The sequence below is a fragment of the Neisseria sp. P0008.S010 genome (assembly GCF_051962715.1).
GTDB lineage: Bacteria > Pseudomonadota > Gammaproteobacteria > Burkholderiales > Neisseriaceae > Neisseria > Neisseria elongata.
Window position 1 is genome coordinate 23,968 of record NZ_JBQCVA010000029.1, and the last position, 6,442, is coordinate 30,409.

Consider the following 6,442-nt stretch of genomic DNA (forward strand, 5'->3'; position numbering starts at 1 on the left):
CTACAGGTTTTCAGACGGCCTGACTGTCTTTCCGACCGTATCAACGGCCTTTGGGTATCGGATCTTTCTCCGAACGGTTGAAAATCAGCGCGTTCGGTTTTTCTTTTAACGTGTTGAGCACGGGTTGCGCGTCGCGCAGGGTTTGGTCGATATTGCGCAGGGTTTCCTGAACGTCGCGGTACACCGGCGAGGAAGGCGAAATACCTTGCAATGCTTGCCGCAGTTCGGCCAGTGTTTTGTTCAATTCTGCCGGGATGGCCTGAGTTTGCGGTTTGGCCAGCAGGCTGTTGGCCGACTTCAGCGTGGATTTCAATTCGGCCAGGCTGCCGTTCAGTTCGCCCACTGTTTTATCCAACGGCAGTTTGTTGAATTTTTCCAACAGGTTGCCCAGCTGTGCCTGCAAATCGTCGAAACCGCCGCCGCGTGTGGCGATGACCGTCAGCCCGTTGTATTCGGCCATCGGTTTCAGCCGTTCGCCGTCCGAAGGTGCGTCGGTCAGTTCGATCATTTTGCTGCCCAACAGCAGGTTGTCGCTCGACAACGTGGCGTTCAGACCGCCGTTTAAGGCCGTCTGAAAAGCCTTCTGCCAGTATTCGCGGCTTTCGCGGTCGCCGTTTTGCTCGATTAAATGCGGCTCTATCCGCAGGCGTACCGGAATCCAGCCGTTTTCAAACAGTTTCAGGCTGTCGCCGCTGCCGAAATAAGGCACGTCGGCCACGCTGCCCACTTTCACGCCTTTGTATTCCACCGGCGAACCGGCATTCAGGCCGCGCACCGATTGGCGGAAAAAGGCCGTGTAATACATGGCGCGTTCGCCCGGCAGCCGGTCTACTGCGGCGCGGTTGTCGTACAGCTCGAATTTCCCTTCCGCCTTGGCCGGAGGTGCGGTACGGTCGGGCGTGCGGAAGGTGATGGCACCGGAAATCAACGCCCCCAACGGCGCGCTGTCCAACTGGAAACCGCCGCCGTCGGCCTGAATGCGGATGCCGCTGTCCAGCCAGAATTGGCTGCTGCTGTTGATTAAGCTGTCGTTCGGATGTTCGATAAATACGGTGTAGCTGACGCGGCGGCTTTCCGGATCGAATTTCGCGCTTTCTACCCGTCCGACGGGAAAGCTCTCATATACGACGGGTGCGCCCGTTTCCAGCATTTTGCTGTTCGCACCCGATAATTGCAGCCGCAAACCGTCCTGCGCCAGCGCGGAAATCGGCGGCACGTCGGCGACATCGAATGTATCTTTCGGTTCTGTTGCCTTACCCGGCATAAAGGCAATATACGAGCCGGAAACCAGTGTGTTCAGGCCGGAAATGCCGTTGCTGTCGATACGCGGTTTCACCACCCAAAACTGCGTGTCGCTCCGCATCATATGTTTCACGTCTGCATTGAGTTGCGCCGTCAGCTCTACGCCCTTACCGTCTTCACGCAGGCGGATATTGGTTACTTTGCCGACATTCACGCTCAATACGCGAACCACCGTGTTATTGACTTCGATGCCGTCCGCGCTATCAATATGCAGCGTAATTGTCGGCCCTGTGTTGCGGATGTGATCGAACAGCAGCCATCCGCCCACTAAAAAGGCAATCAGCGGCACCAGCCAGACAAAAGACGCGAAAGCATTCGTTTTTCGGATACGGGAAGGAACGGGAGACGGGGCTTGATCGGACATAGCGCGTTATAGGGACAAAAGAGGGGCAATTATGCCGCTTTGCCCCCGACATGGCAACGAGAAGGCCGTCTGAAACGGCATTTGAAATCTTCAGACGGCCTTTTTGCAATCGGATACATAGCGTTGGGAACCGCTATAAGTTCACAAATCTTAAGCCGTTCGCATCAATTTATATCAGCAGTAGAAAAATTGAACCATAAAATTTCAACTGTTTGGATAATTGGAAACAAACTGCCGAATCAGCCGCATTTCGCATTTCGTTCTTGGAGATTTTTAATAATTGATGTGCAGTATCATTTGTATTAACATAATAAAATTCATATCTTAATTACTAAGGCTTAATAGAAAGGCCGCAGAAATGTCCCAAGCCAAATACAGCTTTCCCTTTCAGCCAAAAATCCTCGCCATCAGTCTTATCGGCATCTTGAACTCTCTACCGGCCCATGCAGACGATGCGGCGGATATCCCGTCCTCGGAAGTGATAGAAAGCAGCAACATCGAAGCACTCACCGTTACCGGCAAACGCAGTGCCGACCAAAAAGGTGCGGACGACGTGTACCGCAAAAACGTTTCCAGCGTCTACGCCGGCCGCGAATACCTCGAACGCTACCGCACGGATGCCGCCGGCGATGTGTTCAAAGGCTTAAACGGCGTGTACAACATGAACACCCGCAACGCCGGCAGCGCGATTACGCCCAATATCCGCGGCATCAGCGGCAAAGGTCGCATCCCCGTTACCATCGACGGCACCGAGCAGACCGTGGACGTGTGGATGAACAACTACGGCATCGCCGACCGCAATTATGTCGATCCCGCCCTGTTCCGCAGCATCACGGTGGAAAAAGGCCCGGCCATGACGCGCGGCGTGAAGTCCGGCGTGGGCGGCGCGGTATCCATCCGCACCATCGAGCCTGCCGACATCATCCCCGAAGGCAAAAGCTGGGGCGTGGAAGTGAAAACCGAGTTTTCCAACAACACCGCCAAACCGCTGCAAAACCTGAACGACTATCTGGGCAAAGACTACCGCACCCTGCCCGGCAACCCCACTGCCGACGGCGCATCGGGCACGTTGGGCGGCAACGTGCCTTTCGCCGGGCTCAATTTCTACGGCACGGATGCCGACAAACCACGCCAAAGCAGCCGCTTTGCCGAATTTAAAAACGACCGCAACCTTTTGTTTTCCGCCGCCTTCAAAACCGACCTTTCAGACGGCCTCGTTGCCTACAGCGACCGCCGCAAAGGCACTTACTTCAGCGGCAAACGCGGCGCATCGGGCTACCTGAACAATGCTATTTACGACAGCGAAGACCCGCGCGCCGACCGCTCCGACGCCCTGATTCCCGACATGGCCGACCTCTACCGCCCCGGCGAACAAGTGCCCAACAGCAACGTTTCCAGCCGCAGCCTGCTTATAAAAAACAACTGGTATCTGCCGCACGGCCAGCAAATCAACCTGCACTACATGGACACCAAAATCCGCTTCGGCGAGATGAACCCCTTCATCAACAACCTGCTGCTGGGCTTGGGCAGCCAATACAATATGCAGCGCAAGCGTTACGACATCGCCCCCGTGCAAGGCATCGATTCCGACATCCGCAGCCGCACCTACAAGCTCGGCTACCAATGGCAGCCCGAAGGCAGCCGCTGGATTGACCTCAAAGCCGACATCTGGCGCGTTCGCACCACCAGCACCCGCCATCAAAGCGGCGGCCCCGACTTGGCCGTGCCGTACGGCGACAACAAATACGATGCCTGGGCACGCTGCTTCCGCCACAACCTCCAGCCCGACCCCGCACGCGGCATCGCCAGCTGCCAAGAGCTGATAGACGAAGGCTACGACCGCAACACCCCGCCCAACGATCCACCCGTTATCGACGGCGCAAACACCGTATTCTCCGGCGCGGTGCAAACCACCAAAGCCACCCGCACCGGCTTCAACCTCAGCAACCGCATGCGCCTGAACGACCAATTCAGCCTCACCCTCTCCGCCCACCACCAATACGAAAAGCTGGACGAAAGCAGCGAAGTGGCGAAAAACGACCAAGACTTCTTCGGCGTGATGGATGCCGTAACCGCGCTCACCAAGCTCACCGGCCCGCGCTCAGGGCGGCGCAAAGAATGGGGCGCGCAACTGAGTTTCGACTGGCGGCCGACCGAACGCCTGAAAATTGAAGGCGGCATCCGCTACGACCGCTTCTGGGCGTTTGACGACCTGCTCGCCCGCGCCCGCGCCAGCCGCAACCCCGCCTATTCCGTTACCCAAAATGCCGATGGCGGCAACGTCATCAGCGGCATTGCCCTGCCGTATTTGCAACTGATGACGCAGGAAGAAATCGAGGCCTACCGCCGCGCCAGAGCCGAAATCGACGCCGACCCAGGCAATTTCGAAACCATCTACCGCAACTTCGAACGGCGCTACGGCTTCTTCCCCGACGAGAGCCTGTCGCGCCACGACCAAAACGGCAACACCGGCTATATCGACGGCAACGGCCAATACCAGGCTTTCGATGAAAGCCGCACCGTGCTCTACCGCCCGGTGCGCCCCAAAATCGTAGAATACGGCAACCGCAAATTCCACGGCCCCGCCTTTGAAAACGGCCTGTTCGACCAGCGCGTAAGCAACCCGCAGGGCAGGCAGGGCAGCTACTACCGCTACCTGCGCGTGAGCCGCAGCGCCCGCTTCGAATATCATCCCAATGACGACAACTATCCGTTTGATTACGGCTATGAAGCCAGCCAATATCAGGAAAACGCCAACGATGATAATTCGCCCGACTACCGCACCCGCCGCAACGACCTGGCCAGCACCGACCTGCCCGACGAAGCCCGCCACATCCATACCCCGATAACGGGCGATGCCAACTACCCGCCGGTAAAACGCCTCAACGGCTCGGCCTGGTCGCCCATGCTCGCCCTCAGCTACGACCTCACCGACAACAGCCGCCTGCACCTGCGCTGGGCGCAGATGACGCGCTTCCCCAGCATCTACGAAGCCACCAATATGAGCTTCGGCGCAGTGTATCTGGAAGCCATGCTGCCCTCGTTCGACCTCAAGCCCGAACGCAGCACCAACTGGGAAATCGGCTACAGCTACAACTTCGCCCCGCTGTGGAGCAGGCTGCGCGAAGGCGACGTGCGCCTCACTTATTTCTCCAACACCATCAAAAACGTCATCGACACCGCCGCCAACAAAGATCTCATCCAATACGACCGCAAAATCACCCAAGGCATCGAACTGCAAAGCCGCCTCGATTTCGGCCGCTTCTTCATGTCGCTCGGCGGCACCTACCGTTTAAAACAACAAACCTGCGACGAAAACCTCTCCTTCGCCTACGATATGTACTACAACAGCGTACCCGCCTGCATCGAAGGCGGCATCGGCGCAACCAGGTTCTACCAATCCATCCAGCCCAAATACTCCATTAACTTAGACTTGGGCGTGCGCCTCTTCGGCGAAAAACTCGAGCTCGGCATCCGCGGCATCCACCACAGCCGCCGTGATAGCAAACAGCACGACCGGCTCATCGAACAAGGCATGGGGCGCCTGCTCAAAACCACCGGCCAAGCCTACCACTGGCGCGCCTCCACCATCTGGGATGCCTACGCCCGCTACCGCATCGGCAACAGGCTCAGCATCAACCTCGGCGTGAACAACCTCACCAACCGCTACTACCTCGACCCCATGAGCAACGTCCCCACCCCCGGGCCGGGTAGAACAATTACTTTTGGTATTAAAGGTAAATTTTAACAGTGAGTAGCAACATCGCCGACAGACCTAACGTATCTGTCGGCGATGAATTTTTAGGGATTTTCCTAGAGTAAGTAGAGAGAATATTTCCTTACTAATTGTTTTAAAATAGAAAAAGAACTTTATTTTACTTTTTTTAAGGGGCTGTACTAGATTAGCAGATATGTTACCCTCAAAATATGAAGATAACACACTGCAAATTAAAGAAAAAAGTACAGAAAGAACTGCTCCGTTTTTTGTACTCGAAGTTACCGCCCGTTCTGCTGCCGATATTTTGGGTATCTATCCCAATTCGGCAGTCCTGTTCTACCACAAAATCCGTATGGTCATCAGCCATTATCTTGCCTTGGCTGCCGATGAGGTTTTTGAGGGCCCCGTCGAGTTGGACGAAAGCTATTTTGGCGGACGGCGTAAAGGCAGACGTGGTCGCGGTGCGGCAGGAAAAGTGGTTGTCTTCGGCATTCTGAAACGCAACGGACGGGTCTATACCGTTGTCGTAGATAATGCCAAGTCTGATACTTTGATGCCTTTATCAAACAGAAAATTATGCCGGACAGCATTGTTTACACGGATAGCCTGAGCAGCTACGACAAGTTGGATGTGAGCGGTTTTATCCATTACCGCATCAACCATTCCAAGGAATTTGCCGACCGTAACGGCATTGAAAATTTTTGGAATCAGGCAAAACGCGTCTTACGTAAATACAACGGAATCGATCGCAAATCTTTCCCGCTATTCTTGAAAGAATGCGAATTTAGATTTAACTTCGACACACCGTCCCAGCAGCTAAAAATCTTGCGGGTTTGTTGTGGAATTTAGGGCTAATCTAGTACAGCCCCTTTTTTAAATGCCATTCTCATTCTTTCAAATGCGGCTCAAAATGTCCTTGTGGAATATTGTTAAACTTGCATAAATGACGTTTTCCCGGTCCTCAAAGTTCTCTATTTTATTAATAGACCTCTTGCGAAAGTATCCTGAAGATTTACAATTTCCAAATGAAATACGAAAACCTAATCCAAAGAAGCAAC

Annotated in this window: 2 protein-coding genes and 1 pseudogene; 2 read left to right on the forward strand and 1 reads right to left on the reverse strand. The window is 54.9% G+C overall.

The genetic code is table 11. The features are described from left to right. Positions 1-40 precede the first annotated feature (40 nt). Entirely contained in the window at positions 41-1,666 is a 1,626-nt protein-coding gene (gene pqiB, locus ACTHSL_RS08350; protein WP_440381053.1) for an intermembrane transport protein PqiB, read from the reverse strand. Positions 1,667-2,024: 358 nt separating this feature from the next. Between pqiB and ACTHSL_RS08355 the strand changes: the two genes are divergently transcribed. Beyond that, positions 2,025-5,414 carry a TonB-dependent receptor domain-containing protein gene (locus ACTHSL_RS08355; protein WP_440381054.1) on the forward strand — a complete coding sequence of 1,130 codons (3,390 nt, stop codon included), beginning with the start codon at positions 2,025-2,027 and terminating at the stop codon, positions 5,412-5,414. A gap of 179 nt (positions 5,415-5,593) precedes the next feature. Continuing rightward, positions 5,594-6,233 (forward strand): annotated as a pseudogene (locus tag ACTHSL_RS08360) (IS1595 family transposase). Positions 6,234-6,442: the final 209 nt, after the last annotated feature.

Excerpts from the sequence above, each read along its gene's own strand:
- ACTHSL_RS08355 (WP_440381054.1), top strand. The coding sequence starts at position 2,025 with ATGTCCCAAGCCAAATACAGCTTTCCCTTTCAGCCAAAAATCCTCGCC.
- pqiB (WP_440381053.1), bottom strand. The coding sequence starts at position 1,666 with ATGTCCGATCAAGCCCCGTCTCCCGTTCCTTCCCGTATCCGAAAAACG.